The sequence below is a fragment of the Seonamhaeicola maritimus genome (assembly GCF_008056315.1).
GTDB lineage: Bacteria > Bacteroidota > Bacteroidia > Flavobacteriales > Flavobacteriaceae > Seonamhaeicola > Seonamhaeicola maritimus.
Genome location: NZ_VRKQ01000008.1, coordinates 1163106 through 1184321, shown reverse-complemented (window position 1 = coordinate 1184321; position 21216 = coordinate 1163106). Strand labels below are relative to the sequence as shown.

Annotated in this window: 22 protein-coding genes; 13 read left to right on the top strand and 9 right to left on the bottom strand. The window is 31.5% G+C overall.

What is annotated here, in order from left to right; all coding sequences use genetic code 11:
* Positions 1-27: 27 nt before the first annotated feature.
* The 6 genes from FUA22_RS04885 to FUA22_RS04860 all read right to left on the bottom strand — a co-directional run bounded on the left by FUA22_RS04885 (position 28) and on the right by FUA22_RS04860 (position 3693).
* Positions 28-897 (bottom strand): anti-sigma factor, encoded by an 870-nt coding sequence (locus FUA22_RS04885; RefSeq protein WP_147766725.1) that lies wholly within the window; start codon positions 895-897, stop codon positions 28-30.
* 75 nt (positions 898-972) lie between these two features.
* Positions 973-1644 (bottom strand): Crp/Fnr family transcriptional regulator, encoded by a 672-nt coding sequence (locus FUA22_RS04880; RefSeq protein WP_147766723.1) that lies wholly within the window; start codon positions 1642-1644, stop codon positions 973-975.
* A 102-nt stretch (positions 1645-1746) separates the two neighbouring features.
* Positions 1747-2175, bottom strand: coding sequence for a DUF5606 family protein (locus FUA22_RS04875; protein ID WP_147766721.1), 429 nt, complete (start codon positions 2173-2175; stop codon positions 1747-1749).
* A 53-nt stretch (positions 2176-2228) separates the two neighbouring features.
* On the bottom strand, positions 2229-2819 hold the full coding sequence (def, locus tag FUA22_RS04870; protein WP_147766719.1) for a peptide deformylase: 591 nt from the start codon (positions 2817-2819) through the stop codon (positions 2229-2231).
* 57 nt (positions 2820-2876) lie between these two features.
* Positions 2877-3287 (bottom strand): Holliday junction resolvase RuvX, encoded by a 411-nt coding sequence (gene ruvX, locus FUA22_RS04865; RefSeq protein ID WP_147766717.1) that lies wholly within the window; start codon positions 3285-3287, stop codon positions 2877-2879.
* A 97-nt stretch (positions 3288-3384) separates the two neighbouring features.
* Entirely contained in the window at positions 3385-3693 is a 309-nt protein-coding gene (locus FUA22_RS04860; protein ID WP_147766715.1) for a hypothetical protein, read from the bottom strand.
* Positions 3694-4022: 329 nt separating this feature from the next.
* Here FUA22_RS04860 and FUA22_RS04855 point away from each other — a divergent pair, with 329 nt between their 5' ends.
* The 4 genes from FUA22_RS04855 (at position 4023) to FUA22_RS04840 (ending at position 7400) form a co-directional block, all read left to right on the top strand.
* Positions 4023-4838: a 2,3,4,5-tetrahydropyridine-2,6-dicarboxylate N-succinyltransferase gene (locus FUA22_RS04855; RefSeq protein WP_147766713.1), complete on the top strand. Its 816-nt coding sequence runs from the start codon at positions 4023-4025 to the stop codon at positions 4836-4838.
* A 63-nt stretch (positions 4839-4901) separates the two neighbouring features.
* A complete protein-coding gene (locus FUA22_RS04850; RefSeq protein WP_147766711.1) occupies positions 4902-5582 on the top strand; it encodes a phosphocholine cytidylyltransferase family protein in 681 nt (226 codons plus the stop codon).
* On the top strand, positions 5582-6616 hold the full coding sequence (locus FUA22_RS04845; protein WP_147766709.1) for a CDP-glycerol glycerophosphotransferase family protein: 1035 nt from the start codon (positions 5582-5584) through the stop codon (positions 6614-6616). The genes FUA22_RS04850 and FUA22_RS04845 overlap by 1 nt, the downstream gene beginning before the upstream one ends.
* Before the next feature lie 22 nt (positions 6617-6638).
* The gene (locus FUA22_RS04840) at positions 6639-7400 is read left to right on the top strand and encodes a glycosyltransferase family 2 protein (RefSeq protein WP_147766707.1); all 762 of its coding nucleotides are present in this window, start codon (positions 6639-6641) and stop codon (positions 7398-7400) included.
* Here the strand turns inward: FUA22_RS04840 and FUA22_RS04835 are convergent.
* The gene (locus FUA22_RS04835) at positions 7392-8156 is read right to left on the bottom strand and encodes a lipopolysaccharide kinase InaA family protein (RefSeq protein ID WP_147766705.1); all 765 of its coding nucleotides are present in this window, start codon (positions 8154-8156) and stop codon (positions 7392-7394) included. The two genes, FUA22_RS04840 and FUA22_RS04835, sit on opposite strands and share 9 nt — an antisense overlap.
* Before the next feature lie 18 nt (positions 8157-8174).
* The gene (locus FUA22_RS04830; RefSeq protein ID WP_170309845.1) at positions 8175-8801 is read right to left on the bottom strand and encodes a DUF1919 domain-containing protein; all 627 of its coding nucleotides are present in this window, start codon (positions 8799-8801) and stop codon (positions 8175-8177) included.
* 117 nt (positions 8802-8918) lie between these two features.
* On the opposite strand from FUA22_RS04830, the gene FUA22_RS04825 reads away from it, so the two are divergent.
* The 5 genes from FUA22_RS04825 (at position 8919) to FUA22_RS04805 (ending at position 13005) form a co-directional block, all read left to right on the top strand.
* Positions 8919-9506, top strand: a complete 588-nt coding sequence (locus FUA22_RS04825) for an L-threonylcarbamoyladenylate synthase (protein WP_262713222.1) — start codon at positions 8919-8921, stop codon at positions 9504-9506.
* Between the two features lie 61 nt (positions 9507-9567).
* A complete protein-coding gene (locus tag FUA22_RS04820) occupies positions 9568-10992 on the top strand; it encodes a CCA tRNA nucleotidyltransferase (RefSeq protein ID WP_147766700.1) in 1425 nt (474 codons plus the stop codon).
* On the top strand, positions 10985-11437 hold the full coding sequence (locus FUA22_RS04815) for a GNAT family N-acetyltransferase (RefSeq protein ID WP_147766697.1): 453 nt from the start codon (positions 10985-10987) through the stop codon (positions 11435-11437). The genes FUA22_RS04820 and FUA22_RS04815 overlap by 8 nt, the downstream gene beginning before the upstream one ends.
* 1 nt (position 11438) lies before the next feature.
* Positions 11439-12455 (top strand): COX15/CtaA family protein, encoded by a 1017-nt coding sequence (locus FUA22_RS04810; RefSeq protein WP_147766695.1) that lies wholly within the window; start codon positions 11439-11441, stop codon positions 12453-12455.
* A gap of 37 nt (positions 12456-12492) precedes the next feature.
* Complete coding sequence (locus FUA22_RS04805; protein ID WP_147766693.1) at positions 12493-13005, top strand: IS1096 element passenger TnpR family protein; 513 nt, start codon at positions 12493-12495, stop codon at positions 13003-13005.
* Between the two features lie 4 nt (positions 13006-13009).
* Here the strand turns inward: FUA22_RS04805 and FUA22_RS04800 are convergent, their stop codons facing one another.
* The gene (locus tag FUA22_RS04800; protein ID WP_147766691.1) at positions 13010-14071 is read right to left on the bottom strand and encodes a hypothetical protein; all 1062 of its coding nucleotides are present in this window, start codon (positions 14069-14071) and stop codon (positions 13010-13012) included.
* A gap of 121 nt (positions 14072-14192) precedes the next feature.
* Here FUA22_RS04800 and FUA22_RS04795 point away from each other — a divergent pair, with 121 nt between their 5' ends.
* From FUA22_RS04795 to FUA22_RS04780, 4 genes are read left to right on the top strand one after another with little or no spacing between them, the layout of a single operon-like run.
* A complete protein-coding gene (locus tag FUA22_RS04795; protein ID WP_147766690.1) occupies positions 14193-15104 on the top strand; it encodes an ABC transporter ATP-binding protein in 912 nt (303 codons plus the stop codon).
* A 4-nt stretch (positions 15105-15108) separates the two neighbouring features.
* On the top strand, positions 15109-15933 hold the full coding sequence (locus FUA22_RS04790; RefSeq protein WP_147766688.1) for an ABC transporter permease: 825 nt from the start codon (positions 15109-15111) through the stop codon (positions 15931-15933).
* Between the two features lie 28 nt (positions 15934-15961).
* Entirely contained in the window at positions 15962-18682 is a 2721-nt protein-coding gene (locus FUA22_RS04785; RefSeq protein ID WP_147766686.1) for a T9SS type B sorting domain-containing protein, read from the top strand.
* Between the two features lie 3 nt (positions 18683-18685).
* A complete protein-coding gene (locus FUA22_RS04780; RefSeq protein ID WP_241664755.1) occupies positions 18686-21127 on the top strand; it encodes a T9SS type B sorting domain-containing protein in 2442 nt (813 codons plus the stop codon).
* The last annotated feature ends 89 nt before the right edge of the window (positions 21128-21216 follow it).

The window sequence follows — 21216 nt, the reverse complement described above, 5'->3', positions numbered from 1 at the left end:
ATTAATCTTTTTCATAGACAAGGTATGCTATCTCGAAACTATTCCTGTTAAACTTTTAACTGGTCCGTCCCCCATCATTATTGCGGTATGGTTCATTGCATCATTAGGAACCATATGCGCTAGTGGCTTTAAGGTAAATGGAGCAGTACTATTATCTGGATCTGGCTCAACCGAAATCACAACTGTTTTCCCTTTTAAATCTGTTGGAAACGTTAATCCTGCTGGGGCATTTTGCAAATAGTCCTCTCCCGGATACGCTGGTCCGTTACCTGCATCGCCCTTAAACATAGATGTTGCAGCATTATCATCAGCTGAATCAACAGCCGTAAATGTTCCAGTAGTAATCGGCGTACCATCAAAAACTACCCAACCTTCATATCTCCAACCTGCTGACAATACCGGTAAATCTAAACCTGCTACAGGGCTTCCGCTAGAGTTATCTAAAAACCAAACACCACTTTCTTCATTCATATCATCAGTATCCGTAGGAGTTGCTAAAATGTATTTACCTGAGGAAGCACTAAAATCTCCAACAATACCATTTGAATTTACATTAGCCTCATCACCACTGAAATCACCAGCCAAAACCTTAGTTGCCGCGGGAGAAGGGTCTGGGTCAACCGAAGGTTCTATTGAAAGCACAAAAGTGGTTGCCTTTTTTAATTGATTCTTGTCAATATTAAATGTTTGTGGAAAACTTACTGAAGAGAATGTTCCGGTTGATACAGGTGCACCATCAACAATAATCCAACCTTCATAAACAAAATCTGGACCTAAAGCTTCCAATCCATCAAGGTTTAAAGTTAATCTTGAGGTTTTTTTTGGGTTGTCGTCATCACTACATGAAAACGTTATTAATCCTAGAGCTAAAACTGCTAAAAACACTTTTCTAATCATCACATTATTTTTTAAAGTTATTGAATACTTCAAAGTTATAATGTGATGTCTTTATAAAATGTTAGCTACCTAACACTAAGCCGTTTTTTTGTGAATTCTTATCTCTTTTCTGCCAAATTCTATTACATTTTCTTCTTTTAGTTCATTTAATAGAATGTTAAGCGTTGGCCTTGATGTTCCAATTAATGAAGCAATATCACGCTGAGTATAAGGGTGCTGAATAATTTTATCGCCTGTTTTTTCACAATCGTATCCGTAATCTGAACACAATTCATCTAAAAACTCCATAAGCCTTGTTTTGGCATCTTTAAAAAGTAGTATTTGTAAGCGTCTTTCTAACTTTCTTAATTTGAAACCAATAAGTTTATAGATTTTTAAACTGAAAGTTTGATTATTACGCATTAAATTATGCATAGTTTCTACACCCACAGGACAAATAGATGTAGAATCATCAACAGATTGAGCAAACTCTTCTCTTTTAGATTCTCCCAAAATTGCTGTTTCACCAAAAAGTTCTCCCCTGGTAAGTATGGCTTTTACAATCTCACTACCATCTTCATTGTAATAACCAATTTTTACTTTTCCTTTTTCAATTAAATAGACCTTATTTGCAGAATCTTCTTCAAAATAGATATAATCTTTCTTTCTATAAGAATCAAAATCATGGTCAACCTTATAAGCTTTAAATTTGTGCGGACACAAAACTTTAAAAAGATTAACATCATCAAAAAACCAAAGCGATTTCATTGGGATTAGCTTTATTTGTTAGTTGAAGTGTGTGTCGATAAACTCAAGTATACCTTACAAAAAGACATAAAAAAACCTCCTAATTTAGGAGGTTTTGATTATTTATTCTTCTTCGTCTGATTTAACATCATCTTCATCGTCATCCAAAAAATCCAACATATCATGTTGTTGAAGTAAATTATACCATTGAATTACCTTTTTAATATCACTTGCATACACCCTATCTTCATCATAATCAGGTAACACATCAAAGAAATACTCTTCAAGTTTATCTTTGCTATCTTTTGCCTTTATAGAGGTTGCCGCTCCGTTTTCTTTTTCTTTGATCTTTTGAAGCACATCTTTTAATGGTACTTCTTCTGCCAAAGTATAGATTGCAATTTCGCTCAATACACTAACGTTACTTTGAACGCTAACAGAGATACGTTTTTTATCAATTAAAGACTCAGCTACAAAACCTCCTCTGGTCTGTGCTATTAGTTTATATAATCCAGGTTTCCCTGCAATTGAAAGTACTTTTTCTAAACTCATATTACTTTTTTGAAAGGCGCAAATATCTAGTGTTTATTATTCTATTGCAAATATTATCGTTTCTTTTTTTGATCAGGAAAACGCATTCTATAATCAACGTTAATTTTCCCTTTAGAAATATTGGAAAGCTTTCCTTTAATTAACCTTTTTTTGAAACTTGAAAGTTTATCAGTAAATAAAATCCCCTCAATATGATCATATTCATGTTGAATTACACGGGCAATTAATCCATCAAACTTTTCAGTATGTTTTTTAAAGTTTTCATCGTAATACTCAATTGTAATTACCGGTTGTCTAAACACATCTTCTCTAACATCCGGTATACTTAAGCAACCCTCACTAAAAGCCCACTCGTCTCCTTCTTCCTCTAAAATAGTTGCATTTATAAAAACACGCTTAAATTCTTTTAATTGATTTTTTTCTTCTTCCGTAAAGCTTTCATCTTCGGCAAAAGGTTCCGTATCAACTAAAAAGAGTCTAATAGGTAATCCTATTTGAGGAGCCGCTAATCCAACACCATATGCATTGTACATGGTCTCAAACATGTTTTCTAAAAGAACATCAAGTTTAGAATAATCTGGAGAGATGTCTTTCGCTTTCTTCTTTAAAACAGGGTCGCCATAGGCGACAATTGGTAAAATCATGCGTATAAATTGCTATTAATGATACAAAAATACAATACTATAATTTATTGACGATATTTATTTTGAATATAAATAACTCTGCAGAATAAGTGTGGCGCTAATTTCATCTATTAGAGCTTTGTTCTTTCTTTGATTCTTTTTTAAACCACTATCAATCATGGTTTGAAATGCCATTTTTGATGTAAAACGTTCATCAACTCTTTTAATAGGAATGCTTGGAATTTCCTTTTTTAAAGCTTCAAGAAATTTCATGATATGAATTTCACTTTCTGAAGCAGAATTATCCATTTGCTTTGGCTCACCTACCAAAAACAATTCAACGGCTTCAGAATTCGTGTAATCTTTTAAAAACTCTATTAGTTCTTTTGTATTAACGGTGGTAAGGCCAGAAGCTATAATTTGTAACTCATCTGTTACAGCTAACCCTGTTCTTTTAGTACCATAATCAATTGCTAAAATTCTAGCCATGAATTTATTTTTTGCAAAAATAGTCTATTAAAACAAAAAAGACTGTCTTTTACAGACAGCCTTTTCAGTTTAACCTACTTATTAATACTTTGAGATATTAAGCTTTTTTAGCTTTATTTATTTTTGGAAATAACAATTTAATGTTGTCAACATTTCTTTCTCTATTAAAAAAAGTTCTAATATCACTTGCAGTACGTGCTATTGTCGCTCTTAAATCTTCTTCACTAATTAATAACACTTCATCTTTAGCGATATTTAGAGTGTCATTTACAACAACCATATTGTTATCTTCTGAAACAGAAATAGTTTCATTAGTTTCAATTTCTATTGCTTTAGATGTATCTTGAGCATTACCTATAGAAAAAGAAAGTAATAAAATAAATAATATGTAAAATCTTGTTTTCATTGATTTGGGTTGTTTTGATAGTTCAAATATATAATTAGGCAAGAGGTTGTGAGCAAAAAATTAGTTGTAGGACCTAGAATTTTCGTTTATTAGAAAACCGGAGGAAAAACATCGATAAACAGATAAAAAGCCTATTTTTTACGATTAAAAACACAATATGTGTAGTTTATCGGTATTAATTTTTACTTCAAAGGAATGTTCTTTTTACGCTCTCCTTGAAATGCTCACATTTACAGATAAAAAACAATTGAATTTTTAGACCATATTATGCTCCTATAGATTAAGTTATTTAACCGATACCTATTATATTTGCCAAAAATTAAATACAGATGACAGAATTACAACAAATTATAGAGAGAGCTTGGGATAACCGTGAATTGTTAAAAGAAGCATCTACTCAAAACGCCATTAGAGAAGTTGTTAACTTATTAGACCAAGGAGAACTTCGTGTTGCGGAGCCTGTTCAAGGTGGGTGGCAAGTAAATGAATGGGTGAAAAAAGGTGTTGTTCTATATTTTCCAATTCAAAAAATGGAAACTATTGAATGTGGACCTTTAGAGTTTCATGATAAAATTCCTTTAAAAACTGGATATAAAGAAAAAGGTATCAGAGTAGTTCCTCATGCAGTAGCAAGACATGGTGCCTATATTTCTCCAGGTACAATTTTAATGCCTAGTTATGTAAACATTGGTGCTCATGTAGATGAAGGCACTATGGTTGATACTTGGGCCACAGTTGGTAGTTGTGCACAAATAGGTAAAAATGTTCATTTATCTGGAGGTGTTGGTATTGGTGGCGTATTAGAACCATTACAGGCCGCGCCCGTTATTATAGAAGATAATGTTTTTGTAGGTTCAAGATGTATTGTTGTTGAAGGCGTACACGTTGAAACTGAAGCGGTTTTAGGTGCTGGTGTAGTTTTAACCATGAGTACAAAAATTATTGATGTAACTGGAGATGAACCCGTTGAAATGAAAGGAAAAGTTCCTGCACGATCTGTTGTTATTCCTGGCAGTTATGCAAAGGAATTTGCAGCTGGAAGTTATAATGTACCATGTGCTTTAATTATTGGTAAACGTAAAGAAAGTACAGATAAGAAAACATCATTGAATGATGCACTTAGAGACAATGAGGTAGCGGTTTAAAAAACAGCATTGAAATTGACAGTAAAAAGTCAATAACTTAATTATTAGCAAAAAACACTTAACATGAAGATTATTATACTTGCAGCTGGTATTGGTTCCCGCTTAGGGAATCCTTTTCCAAAACCACTGACCCCTCTGAAAAATGGAAAGAGTATTATGCGAATGCAAACCGATAATATAACTTCCATGTATAATGTTGACGATATTAATGTAGTTGTAGGTTTTAAAAAAGACCTAATTATGGAAAGATTTCCAGAGCTTACCTATATCTACAATCCTTTTTTTGATCGCACTAATACTTCTAAAAGTTTATTACAAGCTCTTAAGAAGCAACGGGACAAAGCAGTACTTTGGTTTAACGGTGATGTTGTTTTTGATGGAAATTTATTAAAAATATTAGACCCTTATATTGAAGCTAACGAATCTTTTGTAGCAGTAAACACAAGTAAAGTAGCAGAAGAAGAGGTTAAATACACTTTAAAAGATGGGTACATTGACAAATTATCTAAGACCGTTAAAAATGGTTTAGGAGAGGCTGTTGGAATTAATTTTATTTCTTCGAATGATATTTTAAAGTTTATAAATCGTTTAGAGGAATGCGATGATAATGATTATTTTGAAAGAGGATTGGAACTTGCCATAGAAAAAGATAACATAAAAATTAAGGCAGTTGATATTTCTGAATATAACTGTATGGAAATTGATTTTATTGAAGACTTAGAAAGTGTAAATAATTTGTTATAGTGAGAGCCATTCTTTTTTGTCAAAACAATTACGCCTTTGGAATTCTTAATCCAATAAAAGAAGTATTGATTGATAAAGGTTACGAATATCTATGGTTCATTCCAGAAAAAATCTCTAGTTCATTTCCATATAAATTTGATAATTACACCACATCAATTACCCGGCTAAAACAGTTTTCTAGTGATGCTATATTTGTTCCTGGAAATGAAGTTCCTTATTACTTACGAGGCTTAAAAGTTCAGATTTTTCATGGGTTAGCAGGAGAAAAAAAAGGGCATTTTAGAATTCGTCGTTATTTTGATCTTTATCTTACCCAAGGTCCTTATTTCACAAAAAAATTTAATGAATTAAAAGATATTCATAGGGATTTTGATGTTATAGAAACTGGATGGCCTAAGTTGGATGTATATGCAGAAGATAAAACTCGGTACAAAAAGGAAAAGGATGAGATATTAAAAAGATATGTAGCCAAAACAATCATACTATATGCTCCAACGTTTTCACCTAAACTTACCTCTGCTCCCTTTTTAATTAATCAGATAACGGAATTGGCCAAAAACTCAGATTATGTTATCCTACTTAAGTTCCATCCCCTAATGGATAATAAACTTATAAAAATATACAATGACTTAGCCAATCTACATGAAAATATTATTTTTCAACCAGAAAATAATATTATAAAATTTTTATTAATAGCTGATATTTTAATAAGCGATACATCATCCGTAATATATGAATTTTTACTTTTAGATAAACCTGTAATCACCTTCAGAAATATTTCAGACTTTAAAAAATATTGGCACGACTCTGATGATTACAATAACCTTATTGGCTTGGTTGAAGCTAATATTAGGAAAGATCCGTTTGCTAAAAATCGTAAAATAATTAATGGATTATTTCATCCTTACAATGATGGACAATCTGCCTTGAGAATGGTGGAAAGCACAGAAAATTATATAAAAGCTAATGGAGTACCTACAAAACGAAAGCTTTCGTTTTTAAGACGTTTAAAAATTCACAAAATATTTCGTTAATATTATAAATAGTAATTTACTTTTGGAGAAGGAAAAGCAAACAATATCTGCATTAATTATTACTTATAACGAAATTCATCATATTGATGATGTAATTGATAATATTTCTTTCGCAGACGAAATAATTGTTATTGATTCATTTAGTACGGATGGTACATTTGAAAAACTCCAATCTTATAACAATATAACCAAAATTCAACGTCATTTTAAGAATTTTTCAGATCAACGAAATTTTGCACTAAAGCAGGCATCAAACAATTGGATCCTATTTATTGATGCTGATGAGCGTATTACACCTTCTTTAAAAAAAGAGATTCTTAAAGAAATAAGCACTCCTAATAATATTGTTGGTTTCCTATTTAAAAGATTATACTTCTTCAAAAAGAAACGAATTAGATTTAGTGGTTTTCAAACAGATACCACCTATCGTTTATTTAAAAAAGGGCATGTGAAATATGATGAAAAAAAGATTGTTCATGAAATGCCAATAATAGACGGAAATAGTAAAATACTAAAAAGTAATATGATTCATTATTGTTTTGATAATGCTACTCATTATAAATCAAAAATGGAACATTATGCTAGCCTTAAGGCTTTGGAGCTTTCAAAAAAAGGAAAAAAACCAAATTTTTATCATTTTTATATCAGGCCTCTTTATAAGTTTTTAATAAACTATATAATTAGATTAGGGTTTTTAGATGGAAAAGAAGGCTTTGTAATTTGTTATTTAAGTGCCTACGGAGTACATTATAGGTATAAAGAGTTGAATAAATTACTAAACTGATTTCCAAAACTTAAATTTTTTCTTCAAACGCTTTTTACGGTAAAACTTTTCTTGAAACCGTTCGGTCTCACTCCACATTAAACTAAATATTTTATTGTAATCTTCCCCTGAACAATTGGCGTACTCATCACTCATCACCTCAACCATTGACTTATGAATTGTCAATCTTGAAAAATTCTTAATTCTAGTTTCAAAATCCAGATTACCAAACTTCATCCTATTCAAATCAACTAAATAAAAATTGAAATCTTTACCATTTCTTTTAATCAAGGTGTTACCTGGTGAATGATCCAAAAAATGAATTCCTTTTTCATGAAGACTAAAAGTAAATCGTGTAAACTCTCTCAGAATAGCATCGTAATTTGGAATATCAAAATCTTTAGTAAGTTCTCTATAAGTCAGGTCACAATCTAGTTGTTCACTGACGTAAAAACTTCTTTTAAATAATAATCCTGATTTAAATTCAAAATATGCCAAAGGCTTTGGAGTCCCAACTCCCATTTTCGTTAATCTATTTGCATATTCAAAAGAACGCTGTGCTTTACTCTTTCTAAAAAAACTATAAACCAGCTGATTTATAACATTCGGTATCTTAAATGCTTTAATGTTAATATTTGAACCGTTAAAATCAATAATTTTAATAATATTCCTCTTTCCTACACCACCTTTCAAAGCATCAAAACCTAATATAATAGACTTTAACTGTGTTCTATTTTCATTTTTAACATCTTTGGAAAACAAACTATTTTCTTTCATTGGAACACCTTAAAGGCCTTAATTTAATAACCACTCGTTCAAATCAAAATATAAAAACGTCAATTGAAACATTTTTTTACCATTTGGTACATGCTTCTTCTTTTTTTGCCTTTCCTTAACTTTAATATGATTTTCATTTACTAACTCTGAATCATCATACTTGGCAAATGATATTCTATTCTTTAGAGGCAACTTATGAAAAGCTAAAATGTGTTCTTTAGTAACTCTTTCTCTATCACAAATTTTAAAAAAGTAATTATCAAAGTTATTTTCTTCTAACATCCTAGAAACTCTGCGCTCCCATTTCGTTTTAGCTTCTAACTCTGAATCATAATGTGTAAAATGTACTTCCACATCATCTAACAAAGCTAAAGGATACGTTTTTTCTCTATCAGGATATTTAGAATTATCTATAAATATCAATTCTTGTTTGATGTAATGTTCAAAATTAGAAAGCATTTTCATATAACATGGTCCGTATAAAAAAAGACCAACAAATGGTGAATTATATGGCCTTTTATACCACCTATAAAGTGCACCTCCCCAACAGTTATTGGATATTACAACAAAAGGTTTTTCGCCTAAACATTCTATATCTTTTTTAGAATACACATTCTCAAAGGTTTTTCTAACCTTTCTTTTCACAAACACCTTCGTTTTTCTAACCATAGCCCTTAAACTAAGTTCTAGTACTTCACAATGAAAGTACTCTAACTTAAATTTTAGGCAATATTACAAAGTTTTAGACAATGTATAAAACTAATGTTAAATTTGCATTCAAAACATCCTATGCAAGCAGAAATTCAAAAGGCAATGAAAGTCTTAAAAGAAGGGGGGCTAATTCTTTACCCCACTGATACCGTATGGGGTATTGGGTGTGATGCATCAAATATTGAGGCTATCAAAAAAGTGTATGCGCTAAAACAACGTGAGGATAGTAAAGCACTTATTTGTTTAGTAGCAGATGACCGAATGCTAAAAAAATATGTCAAACAAATTCCCTTTGCTGCCAAAAGTATTTTAGAGGTTGTAGACAATCCTACTACTATAATTTATGACGAGGCTCAAAATTTAGCGGATAATTTAATTGCTGACGATGGCACAATTGCCATAAGAATTCCCGATGATGATTTTTGCTATTGGTTATCTAGAAAATTCAATGGTGCCGTAGTTTCTACTTCTGCAAATATTAGCGGACAACCAACCCCAAAATCTTTTAAAGAAATAGCTCCCGAGGTTTTAAAAGGAGTTGACTATGTTGTAAATTTGCACCGCGATAAAAATTGTTCAAAACCATCGTCTATTATTAAGCTAAGTAATAATGGTGTGGTGAAAATTATAAGAAAGTAAATATTCAAATTCTCAAACCTAAAATCAATTGAATTTTGAATTTTGATATTGAAATTTCAGCATGAATTATAAAAAAGCCTTAAAGCATACTGTTTTTAAAATAGTTTCCCAATCTGTTGAAGAAATTCAAGTTGACGCCTATGTTATTGGAGGCTTTGTACGTGATTACATTTTAAAACGAGGCAGTGCAAAGGATATTGATATTGTTGCAGTTGGTAATGGCATTGAATTAGCAAAACAAGTCGCTAAGAATTTACCTAATAAACCAAAAGTTCAAATCTTTAAAACTTATGGTACAGCAATGCTTAGGCATGATGAAATTGAACTTGAGTTTGTTGGTGCACGTAAAGAATCATATTCAGAGAATAGCCGAAATCCAGTTGTAGAAAATGGTAGTTTGGAAGATGATCAAAACAGACGTGATTTTACTATAAACGCTTTAGCTTTAAGTTTAAATAAAGATAATTTTGGAGATTTACTTGATCCATTCAATGGTATTCAAGATTTAGAAAATAAAATCATTAGAACGCCTCTTAATCCAGACATCACTTATAGTGATGACCCATTAAGAATGCTAAGAGCTATAAGGTTTGCTACTCAACTAGACTTTACCATTGAAACAGAAAGTTTAAATGCTATTTCAAAAAATTCCTCTAGAATAAAAATAATCACAAAAGAGCGTATTGTTGTAGAATTGAATAAAATTCTTGAAAGTCCTAAGCCTTCAGTTGGGTTTTTACTCTTGGAACAAACAGGTTTACTTGAATATATCCTTCCTGAACTTATTGCTTTAAAAGGAGTTGAAGAAGTTGAAGGACAACGTCATAAAGACAATTTCTATCATACACTTGAAGTGGTTGACAATATTTCTGAAAAGACTAACAATCTTTGGTTACGTTGGGCAGCACTGTTGCACGATGTTGGAAAAGCACCAACCAAAAAATTTCACAAAAAAATTGGGTGGACTTTCCATGGTCATGAATTTGAAGGCTCTAAAATGGTATACCATTTATTCAAGCGCTTAAAAATGCCGCTGAATGACAAAATGAAGTTTGTTCAAAAAATGGTATTAATGAGTTCTCGCCCAATCGTTTTAGCTCAAGATTTGGTTACTGATTCTGCCGTGAGACGTTTGGTTTTTGATGCTGGTGATTATGTTGATGATTTAATGACGCTTTGTGAAGCAGACATTACAACTAAGAATTCTAAAAAATTTAAAAAGTACCATAACAACTTCAAGATTGTTAGAGATAAAATTATTGAAGTTGAAGAACGAGATCATGTTCGTAATTTTCAGCCTCCAATTTCGGGTGAAGAAATAATGAAAACATTTAATTTACAACCATCTCGAGAAATAGGGGTTATAAAAGAGTTTATAAAGGAGGCGATTTTAGAAGGGGATATTCCAAATGATTATGATGCAGCTCATAATTTAATGATTGAAAAAGGTAAAAAACTTGGGCTAAAGGTTTCTGACCATGATTAGAATAGAAAGAACAAATTCTTCAAACCCAGACTTTACAAAATTAGTAGAGCTTCTAAACGCATATTTAGAGAAAGTTGATGGGTCTGATCACAGCTTTTACATGCAATACAATGGCATTGAAAGTTTGAAACATGTGGTTTTAGCTTATGAAAATAACATCCCAGTTGGCTGTGGTTCATTCAAAAAATACAGCGAAGAATCTACCGAAATTAAACGTATGTATACAAATCCTGAATCTAGAGGTACAGGTATTGCCAGCAAAATTTTAGAGGAATTAGAAAATTGGTCTAAAGAATTGGGTTTTAAATCTTGCATTCTAGAAACTGGAAAAAGGCAAATAGAAGCGGTTAATTTCTATAAAAAAATGAATTATAGCATTGTTCCAAATTTTGATCCATACCATAAAATGGAGAATAGTTTGTGTTATAAAAAAACCATACTTTAAAATGAATAAAGACAACAAAAAAGTAATTTATTGGCTATTAACAGGCTGCTTTTTAATTTTTGTAATGGTGGTTGTTGGGGGTATCACACGGTTAACTCATTCTGGATTATCAATTTCAAATTACAAATTAATTTCTGGAACTATCCCACCAATGAATGATGTTGAATGGCAGGAAGCATTTGATTTATACAAACAATATCCTGAATACCAAAAACTCAACCAACATTTTAACCTACAAGATTTTAAAGATATTTATTTTTGGGAATGGTTGCACCGTGTTATTGGTAGATTTATAGGAGTAGTTTTTTTCATACCTTTTTTATATTTCTTTATAAGAAAACAACTAAGCAAACCTACAATCAAAAAGTCAATAATTCTATTAGCATTAGGGGCCTTTCAAGGTTTTTTAGGTTGGTATATGGTAAAGAGCGGCTTAGTTGACAATCCAGATGTAAGTCATTACAGGTTAGCAGCACATTTAACTACTGCATTTATAACATTTGCATACACTTATTGGGTAGCTTTAGATTTACGTTACCCCAATAAAAAAACTATAAATATTAAATATAGAAACCTGATTAGGTTTTCATTATTAATTCTAGTCATTCAAATAATTTATGGTGCCTTCGTAGCCGGTTTAGATGCCGGATTTATACACAATCATTGGCCAATGATGAGCGAAGGTAAATTTATGCATCAAACTGTATATATAGAGCAAGAACCGCTTTACAGAAACTTTATAGAAGGTAAAAGCGGGGTGCAATTTGTTCATAGAATATTGGCTTATATGGTTGTTATTTTAGTATTTATTATTTGGAAAAAATCAAAAGCGCTCAAACTTACGGCACTACAAATTAGAGGTATTAAGGCTTTAAACATAGTTGTTTGTATCCAGTTTTTATTAGGTGTTTTTACAATATTGCTACAGGTTCCTGTTTGGTTAGGTGTTGCACATCAGGTTGGTGCATTTTTCCTATTAACAGCTATGACTTTTACATTGCATCGTTTTAGCAAATAACTTAAAAAGTTTAACTTTGCCCCATAATTTCTCATAAATGATTTACAGATTTAGAGTTATACTTGATAATGATACCGAAGAGGATATTTTCCGAGATTTGGAAATAAGAGAAACTGACTCTTTAGAAGACTTACATAATATTATTACACAATCTTTTGGTTTCGATGGTAGTGAAATGGCTTCATTTTACTTAAGTAATGATCAATGGGACCAAGGTGAAGAAATATCTTTATTTGATTTAAGCGACAATGGTACGGCTCGTTTAATGAATGAAACATCTATAGATAGTGTTGTACATGAAGCACAAACAAAACTAATATACATTTATGATTTTTTAAGTATGTGGACCTTCTTTGTTGAACTTGCTGAAATTGTTGATGAAACCGAAGGTCATGATTATCCTAACCTTATGTTTGTCCAAGGACAAGTACCTGACACAGCTCCAGAACGATTATTTGAATCTGATGATGACGATACCTTCAACGAATTTGAAGACGATTTTGACGTTAACGATTATGATAATTTAGATTTTGATGAAAACTGGAATTAGCATTCTAGTTAAGTTTTAACGGGTTTACGTTTTTATAATTGGTAACTAAAAAATCTAATCCACAACTAAGAATTTGCCCCATTGAGTTACAATTCAAAAACTTTTCATCTTTAGAATATTTAAAAATCTCATTCTTTAGATTATCTATATGAGCATAAGTAGAAATAGTATCTTCTTTCATACTAGAAAGTAACAACTCTATTCTATCATTAAAACTTTTTAAACGCTTAACTAATATAGACCGTTCCTCAGTCTTATATTGATTTATAGAAAGTTTCTTTAAAATTTGAGAAACCATCTTAACCATTTCTAAATTTTCTTTGAAGAATTGAGGACGATAGATATTGAACTTCCCTTCATATGACTGTTGGTCAAAATCTATAGCTCTAATCTTATAGACTACATGATCAAAATCATGAGTTGGAACAATAACATAGTTGTAAGAACGCATGTCTCCTAAAAGTCTAATCATACAACGTTCATTAAACTTAACAAACTCTTTTGCTATTTGGGCTTTTTCAGACCTAGTACAGTTTGGCAACATGGTTTTAATAAATACATCACCAGGTATTCCAGCTATATGCTCTTCAATTAAAGTATCCTTGTAAACCAGAAAGTGAATATTATAAGGAGATAGCATATGTTCAAATTCCAAACCATAAATTCTAGAAGCATCGGCCACCTTAACATAAAAATAGGTGAAATTATCATTTAAAATATTCCTGATTTTGATTCTGAAGGGCCTTGAATTTCCAAACGTACAATAATCAATAGCATCAACACTCAAAAAAGGATGTGTATCTTCATTCCCATCAGAATGTAAAATAGTGTACACTTTCTTTAAAGACATTTCTATTTCCTCACGTTCATAGTCGTTATAATAAACTCTAATCCATAACGTATCATTGTCATCTTCATCATATACCACAATAGATCCCTGAAAACGTAACAGGTCTTCATAAAAAATAGGAATCTCTATATTTCTATTATATTCAGTAAGATAATTACTCAACTTTTCACTAATCTGAAATGACGGTTTTTTCTTAGATATTTTCAAATCCTTCATGATGTAAAATTAGTTAATTTTATAGGTTTTATTGCAATAGTGTAACAAAATATAAAGAGGTTCGTCTTACCCATATAACTAACCATTGTCAAATACATTTTGACATAAAAAATGTTGCAATTTGGAATCCATTCTTACAATCAACAATCTCACTAAAAAATTTGGGTATTTAACCGCAGTAAAAGATTTGTCTTTCACTATAAACAAAGGAAATGTTTATGGTATTTTAGGTCCTAACGGTAGTGGAAAATCTACCACCCTTGGAGTTGTTTTAAATGTTGTAAACAAAACATCAGGTGATTTTCATTGGTTTGACGGAAACATATCAACCCACCATGCCTTAAAAAAAGTTGGGGCCATTATAGAACGTCCAAATTTCTACCCCTATATGTCTGGATATCAGAACTTAAAATTGGTTTGTAAGATAAAAGGTGTTGATTATAGTAAGATTGACGAAAAACTTGAAATTGTTGGACTATTAGAACGAAGAGATAGTAAATTTAGAACATTTTCATTAGGTATGAAACAACGTTTGGCTATTGCTTCTGCTCTTTTAAATGATCCTGAGATTTTGATTTTAGACGAACCTACCAATGGTCTAGACCCTCAAGGCATTCATCAAATTAGAGAAATAATTAAGGAAATAGCCACTAAAGGAACTACTATTTTATTAGCCTCCCATCTATTAGATGAAGTTGAAAAAGTTTGTTCTCATGTAGTTGTTTTAAGAAAAGGAGAAAAGTTGTACTCTGGTAGAGTAGATGAAATGATTTCTAGCCATGGTTTCTTTGAACTTAAATGTAATAATCAAAACGAGTTAGTAAAATTATTGAAAAATCATAAATCCTTTGGAAACGTTAAGACTGAAGATGATTTAGTTACAGCATTTTTAACAGAACCCATGAAGTCTGAAGAATTTAATAAGTACCTATTTGAAAATGGCATTATTCTTACACATCTAATTCAAAGAAAAGAAAGTTTGGAAGAGCAGTTCTTGCAATTAACAGACAATAACCCAATTAACCAAAACTAATACGATGCTAAGACTTTTAAATTTAGAATTACAAAAATTACTCTTAAACAGAACTAGTAAAATTCTCATTTTCGTATCGTTTGTTTTGCCATTCTTTGTGATACTTCTTTCTTCACTAAAAATTAATGTATTTGGTTTTTTTACGCTCGAATTAGGCGAGTTAGGGATATTTAACTTCCCTGTTATATGGCACTTAACCACCTTTTTTGCATCTCAATTTAAATTCTTTTTCGCCATAGTAGTGGTTAGTATGATTGGAAATGAATACAGTAATAAAACAATAAAACAAAACCTTATTGATGGACTGAGTAAAAAGGAATTTATTCTATCTAAATTCTACACAATTACCTTCTTTTCATTGGTATCCACTATATTAATTTTTCTTATTTCATTTTGTATTGGGTTATACTACTCAAGCTATAATGAGTTTTCCATAATAATTCAAGAGACTGAGTTTTTAATGGCCTATTTTATTAAACTTATTGGTTTCTTTAGTTTGTGTTTATTTTTTGGAATGCTTGTTAAACGTTCTGCTTTTGCGCTTGCATTTCTTTTTATTTTATACATAGTGGAATGGATAATATTCGGATTAATTACATGGAAATTTAATGCTGATATTGCTGAAAAAATTCAGAATTTCTTTCCGTTAAAATCCATGTATAAACTTATAGATCAACCTTTCCAGAGGATAGCAATGACAAAATTTCCTGATAAAGTAGATTTGTCTTATGATTATGGAGCGCATGGCTATGAAATGCTTATAGTTTTAGGTTGGACAGCCCTATTTATCTTTTTATCGTATAGATTATTAAAAAAGCGGGATTTATAATATCTTTGGTAGCCTTGGCTATTGAAGAATGAAAAAAATTATCACATCCCTTATACTATGTGTATTCAGTATATGTGTCTTTGCCCAAAGACAAGCATCTAACTGGTATTTTGGTTATGGTGCGGGGGTGCAGTTTAACTTAGCCAGTAATTCAATTACCTCTGTTAATAATGGTCAATTGTCTACCAACGAGGGTTGTTCTTCAATTTCAGACGAATTTGGGAACTTACTGTTTTACACTGACGGTACAACTGTATGGAACAAAAACCATAGCACCATGACAAATGGATTTGCCTTATTTGGCGATAATTCAAGTACACAGTCTGCCATTATTGTTCCTAAACCAGATGATGAAAATATCTATTACATTTTTACTGTAGATACATCTATCGGTCAAACTGACCCAAATAATGGTTTTAACTACTCTATAGTAGATATGACTCTTGGTGGTGGCTTAGGAGAAGTTACTCAAAAAAATGTAAACTTACTTCAGCATTGTTCTGAGAAATTAACAGCCGTTTTAAAAGATTGTATAACAAAATCTATTTGGGTAATTACTTTTGCTTCAGAAGATGGTACTTCTGAAGCATATAATACTTTTCATACTTTTGAAGTGAGTAACACAGGTGTCAATACAGCCTCAATTACATCTACTTTCCCTTCCTTATTTATTGGAGACCGAAGAGGTTACTTAAAAGTTTCTCCAGATGGAACAAAAATGGCAAATGCCAACGCCGTAAGTGGTTTGCAAATTTTTGACTTTGATTCTTCTACTGGACTAGTTACAAATATGGAAGAACTATCCATTAACAGTAATGCTAGCCCTTACCCCTACGGAGTTGAGTTTTCACCTAACAGTGAATTGCTTTATGTTCATGCGTATAATAATTTTTTCGATTTTGAAAATAGAGAGAATAACGAAGATCCCTCAAATCATACTTCTGTTTTATCTCAATTTAATATGATGGCTCCAGATATTCAGGCTTCTCAAATAATTTTAGATGAAAGAAATTTATATAGAGGTGGCTTACAATTGGGGCCAAATGGAAAAATTTATAGAGCACTTAGCGCTACTTATAATCAAGGATTGCCTTACCTTGGTGTTATTAATAACCCTAACAATATTGGAGCAGCTAGTAACTATCAACATAACGCAATAAGTCTTTCTCCAAATAATTCATCTCAAGGTTTGCCTCCTTTTATTGCTTCATTCTTTAATCAGCAGATTGATATTATCAAAAATGGTGAAAGTTCTACCAACTTAGATTTATGTGAAGGAGACACATATATGTTAACATCAGTTGATATTCCTGGAGGCACATACTCCTGGACTTTAGATGAAGTACCTTTATCTGAAACTGACTTTGATTTAGAAGTTACTCAAAGTGGTCATTACGAAGTATACATAGACCCAAATAATGGAGATTGCGCTATTGAAGGATCTGCTTTTGTCCTGTTTAATCCAAATCCCGCAGCAAGTAATCATACCATTTTACAATGCGATGAAGATGGAGTTAAAGATGGCTATACACTTTTTAATTTAACCGAAGCCAATATAGGTTTAACAGGAAACGATAAAGCCTTATCTGTAAAATTTTACATAGACTCTGAAAGAACTAAGGAAATTGATGGAAACTCATTCTCAAACACATCAAATCCGCAAACTATTTATGTTGAAATAATTAATAATAAAACCCAATGTTTCAGTTATTCTGAACTTATTTTAGAGGTTAGTGTTACGGAATCTAATGATACCTCAATTGAAGTTTGTGATGATGATGGTGTGGAAGATGGTTATTACTTATTCAATTTAAGAGATTTTGAAAACAAATTAGTTAATGGCCTACCTTCAGGATTAGATATTTCATATTTTGAAACCTATGAAAATGCGCTTTTAGAACAAAATGCCCTAACTAGTTCTTTTACAAATACAACTCCCTATAATCAAACAATTTATGCAAGGGTTGAGAATGCTAATAATTGTTATGGAATCAGTGAAATTTCATTAATTGTAAACCAATTACCAAATATTAGTATTGAAGATTTAACTTATTACTGTTTAAACTATTTCCCTCAAACCATTAGTATTAATGCAGGTATATTAGATAATCCCTCAAATTATACTTATAATTGGTCTACAGGTGAAGACACATATAATATTGAAATTAATGAAGCGAAAGAATATACTGTTACTGTTACTAATTCAAATATGTGTTCAAAAATTAGAACAATAAAAGTAGAACCATCCAACCTCGCTACCATTGATAATATTGAAATTAAAGACGCATCTCAAAACAACGTAATAACTATAGTAGCTTCGGGTGAAGGAACATATCAGTACCAATTACTTGATGAGAAAAATAATGTTTATGCATCATATCAAGATAGTAATGTTTTTGAAAACGTCTTTCCTGGTATTTATTCTATTATAATAAAAGATACTAAAAATGACTGTGGCACTACCTTACCTGAAAAAGTAAGTGTAATAGGATTCCCTAAATTCTTAACTCCAAACAATGATGGATTTCATGATACATGGCAAGTATATGGTGTTTCAAGCATGTTTCAACCCAATACCAAAATCAAAATTTTTGATAGATACGGAAAGCTTATAAAGGAATTAAGTCCTTTGGGGAAAGGATGGGATGGCCATTTCAATGGAGAAAAACTACCATCAGATGATTATTGGTTTTCTGTAATTTTACAAGATGGTAGAATTTTTAAAAGTCATTTTACTTTAAAGTATTAGCCCTTGAATATCATTAAAAGATTTAATCTATATTTTTTATTAATTGTATTTAGCCTAAAAGGTTATGCTCAACAACCAAATGATTGTATAGATGCCATAGTTACTTGTGGTAATTCAGATGTAAGTTTAGACGTTAACGGCTCAGGCCTTAGAGAATTTGCCAATTCATGCAGTAGCAATGAAAATAATAGTGTATGGTTAAAAGTAACTGTGGTTACGAGTGGCACTCTGGGTTTTACTTTAACTCCAGAAAGTACAGCAATATCAGAAGATTATGATTTTTTTGTGTTTGGTCCTAATGTAAGTTGTTCAAATGTTGGTAGCACCATCAGGTGTTCTACCACTAATCCTCAAGCAGCTAGCCAAGGAAACAACCTAACAGGAATGAACGCTAGTTCATCAGACACATCAGAAGGTCCAGGAGCTTTGGGTGATAGTTTTGTGAAATGGCTTGATGTTAATGCAGGTGAAAGTTATTTTATCGTTATTGATAGACCTATTGGGAATAGTCCCTTTAACCTTGAATGGACCGGAACCGCACGATTTGCTGATCCGCCAAATGATCAATCAAGTAGGAGCGGAACACCAACAGATATAGAAAGTTGTGATATAACAGCTCCGTTTAATGATGGGTTTACAACATTTAACCTAACGGATAATACATCTCTTATTACTGGTACTCAAACGGGTGTCACCATCTCCTATCATGCCTCTGAAAGTGATGCTAATATTAATATTAACCCTTTAACCAGTCCTTATACCAACCTGAATAATCCACAAAAAATATTCGCAAGAATAACTAATAACACTACAGGCTGTTTTGAATTAACAGATTTTAACTTAAGTGTAAATTTAGGCCCCAATATTAAAACACCTGCAGATTTCATCCTGTGCGACAACACAAATGATGGGGATGACAGAAATGGACGTTTAAATTTTAATTTAAGCTCAAAAAATAATGAAATTTTAAATGGGCTTAGCTCTGCTGATTACAATGTCACATATCACAGAACAAATGCAGAAGCTGAGAATAGACGAGCACCATTACCAAATTTATATTACAATAATTCACCATTTAATGAGCAAGTTTTTGTTAGGGTTGAAAATACTATTTATACAGATTGTAGGAGTATCACGCCTTTAAATCTAATAGTAAACCCAAACCCATTAGCATTTAATCATACCATTATACAATGTGACGAAGATGGAGTTGTTGATGGTTCTACACTTTTTAACCTTAATGAAGCTAATTCGGATTTGACTGAAAATAATTCGAATTTGTCCACTAAATTCTATTTGGATGCTGCTAGAACCATTGAGGTTAATGGTGATTCATTTAACAATACATCAAACCCGCAAACTATATATGTAGAAGTTAGTGATACTCGAACTGGTTGTCTAAGTCATTCAGAATTAACTATAGAAGTCAGCCTAACAGACTCAATAAATGCAGCCTTATTTGAATGTGATGACGATGGGATTGAAGATGGAATTCATATTTTCAATTTACGAGAAGCTGATCCCATCGTAACAAACGGTTTACCAATTGGGTTAATCATTTCTTATTATCAAACTTATCAAGATGCACTTTTAGAACAGAATGGGTTAAGCGATTCATTCACCAATACTACGCCCTATTCTCAAACCATTTTTGCACGTGTTGAAAACAATAATAATTGTTATGGAATAAGCGAGGTAGCCCTGACTGTACATGAGTTACCTAATATAACCACGGAAAATTTAACATATTACTGTTTAAACTTTTTTCCAAGTAAAATTACTTTGAATGCCGCTGTATTAAATGATTCACCAAGTAATTACACCTATAATTGGACATCAGGTGAAGATACTTATGAAATAGAAATAAACGAAACAGGAGTTTATATCGTTACCGTTACTAACAGTAATAATTGCTCAAAATCAAGAACTATCAATGTAGAACCTTCTAATCTCGCATCCTTTGAAAATATTGAAGTTAAGGATGCAACTGAAAACAATATAATTACTGTTTTTGTTTCTGGTGAAGGTGACTATCAATATAGGTTATTAGATGAGAATAATGTGGTTTACACAAATTATCAAAACAGCAATGTGTTTGAAAATGTTTTTCCTGGTATTTATTCAGTTTCAGTAAAAGATATAAAAAATGACTGTGGAACAGTAAACAACAAAGTTTCTGTAATTGGGTTTCCAAAGTTTCTAACTCCAAATAATGACGGCAAAAATGACACTTGGCAAGTTTATGGAGTCTCAAGTATGTTTCAACCTAATACAAAAATTCAAATATTTGACAGATTTGGAAAACTAATAAAAGAACTTAACCCATTAGGAGAGGGATGGAATGGATTATTAAATGGAGAGAAATTACCAACTGATGATTATTGGTTTTTGGTAGTATTACAAGATGGTAGAGTTTTTAAAAGCCATTTTACATTAAAAAATTGATTTCCTGTCATACAAACCTTTAAAATATGCGTTTTATCGGATTTTATTTGCGTTTTATCTATAAAAAAGCTATTTTTCCACCTGAAAAA

What these genes read in the sequence shown, in the direction of transcription:
- FUA22_RS04790 (WP_147766688.1), top strand. Translation starts at nt 15,109, where the DNA reads ATGCTAAGACTTTTAAATTTAGAATTACAAAAATTACTCTTAAACAGA.
- FUA22_RS04815 (WP_147766697.1), top strand. Translation starts at nt 10,985, where the DNA reads ATGATTAGAATAGAAAGAACAAATTCTTCAAACCCAGACTTTACAAAA.
- FUA22_RS04880 (WP_147766723.1), bottom strand. Translation starts at nt 1,644, where the DNA reads ATGAAATCGCTTTGGTTTTTTGATGATGTTAATCTTTTTAAAGTTTTG.
- FUA22_RS04885 (WP_147766725.1), bottom strand. Translation starts at nt 897, where the DNA reads ATGATTAGAAAAGTGTTTTTAGCAGTTTTAGCTCTAGGATTAATAACG.
- FUA22_RS04785 (WP_147766686.1), top strand. Translation starts at nt 15,962, where the DNA reads ATGAAAAAAATTATCACATCCCTTATACTATGTGTATTCAGTATATGT.
- FUA22_RS04855 (WP_147766713.1), top strand. Translation starts at nt 4,023, where the DNA reads ATGACAGAATTACAACAAATTATAGAGAGAGCTTGGGATAACCGTGAA.
- FUA22_RS04875 (WP_147766721.1), bottom strand. Translation starts at nt 2,175, where the DNA reads ATGAGTTTAGAAAAAGTACTTTCAATTGCAGGGAAACCTGGATTATAT.
- FUA22_RS04805 (WP_147766693.1), top strand. Translation starts at nt 12,493, where the DNA reads ATGATTTACAGATTTAGAGTTATACTTGATAATGATACCGAAGAGGAT.
- FUA22_RS04850 (WP_147766711.1), top strand. Translation starts at nt 4,902, where the DNA reads ATGAAGATTATTATACTTGCAGCTGGTATTGGTTCCCGCTTAGGGAAT.
- FUA22_RS04825 (WP_262713222.1), top strand. Translation starts at nt 8,919, where the DNA reads ATGTTAAATTTGCATTCAAAACATCCTATGCAAGCAGAAATTCAAAAG.
- FUA22_RS04820 (WP_147766700.1), top strand. Translation starts at nt 9,568, where the DNA reads ATGAATTATAAAAAAGCCTTAAAGCATACTGTTTTTAAAATAGTTTCC.
- FUA22_RS04835 (WP_147766705.1), bottom strand. Translation starts at nt 8,156, where the DNA reads ATGAAAGAAAATAGTTTGTTTTCCAAAGATGTTAAAAATGAAAATAGA.
- FUA22_RS04860 (WP_147766715.1), bottom strand. Translation starts at nt 3,693, where the DNA reads ATGAAAACAAGATTTTACATATTATTTATTTTATTACTTTCTTTTTCT.
- ruvX (WP_147766717.1), bottom strand. Translation starts at nt 3,287, where the DNA reads ATGGCTAGAATTTTAGCAATTGATTATGGTACTAAAAGAACAGGGTTA.
- def (WP_147766719.1), bottom strand. Translation starts at nt 2,819, where the DNA reads ATGATTTTACCAATTGTCGCCTATGGCGACCCTGTTTTAAAGAAGAAA.
- FUA22_RS04810 (WP_147766695.1), top strand. Translation starts at nt 11,439, where the DNA reads ATGAATAAAGACAACAAAAAAGTAATTTATTGGCTATTAACAGGCTGC.
- FUA22_RS04800 (WP_147766691.1), bottom strand. Translation starts at nt 14,071, where the DNA reads ATGAAGGATTTGAAAATATCTAAGAAAAAACCGTCATTTCAGATTAGT.